The sequence below is a fragment of the Thalassotalea sp. G20_0 genome, assembly GCF_017744175.1.
Taxonomy (GTDB): Bacteria; Pseudomonadota; Gammaproteobacteria; order Pseudomonadales; family Endozoicomonadaceae; genus Endozoicomonas.
In genome coordinates this window covers 1-739 of record NZ_JAGHQV010000350.1, presented here as the reverse complement: position 1 = coordinate 739, position 739 = coordinate 1, and the positions used below count along the sequence as shown (strand labels likewise).

The following is a 739-nucleotide window of genomic DNA, read 5'->3' as shown; positions in this document are numbered from 1 at the left end:
ATGTTCCTGTCGCTTCTCTCCACCTGATTTCCCGATACACCGGTGCCGATGATGAACTTGCCCCGCTACACCGGCTGGGCAGCGAGCAATGGAGCAAGGTGCGGCGTAAGGCCGCCGAAAAAGCCAGGGACGTGGCCGTTGAACTGCTGGATATTTATGCCCGCCGAGAAGCACGAAAAGGGTTTCCTTTCACTGAGCCGGAGCAGAACTATCTGGCTTTTGCTGCAGCCTTTCCGTTTGAAGAAACGCCGGATCAGCAACAGACCATTGCCGCCGTTATTGGTGATATGTGCGCACCTAAACCCATGGATCGTCTGGTCTGTGGTGATGTGGGCTTTGGTAAAACAGAAGTTGCCATGCGTGCCGCTTTCCTTGCGGCCCATAGCGGTAAACAGGTGGCCATTCTGGTTCCCACGACGCTGCTGGCGCAACAGCACTACGAAAGTTTTCGTGATCGATTTGCGGACTGGCCCGTAGAAATTGATGTTATTTCACGATTCAAGTCGCAAAAAGCCGTGGATCAGGTAAAAGAGCGGCTCACTGAGGGCAAACTGGATATCATTATTGGTACCCACAAGATTCTCCAGGGCGACCTGACCTTTAAAGATCTTGGCCTGCTTATTATTGATGAAGAACACCGCTTTGGGGTCCGCCATAAGGAAAAGCTCAAGTCATTAAGGTCCGAGGTTGATATCCTGACCCTGACCGCAACGCCCATTCCAAGAACGCTCAATATGGC

1 protein-coding gene is annotated in these 739 nt (G+C 52.4%); it reads left to right on the top strand.

Features of this window, described 5'->3' with window-relative positions; all coding sequences use genetic code 11:
* Window positions 1-739: DEAD/DEAH box helicase (locus tag J7438_RS26455; RefSeq protein WP_209279007.1), on the top strand; the 739-nt coding region annotated here is incomplete at both ends.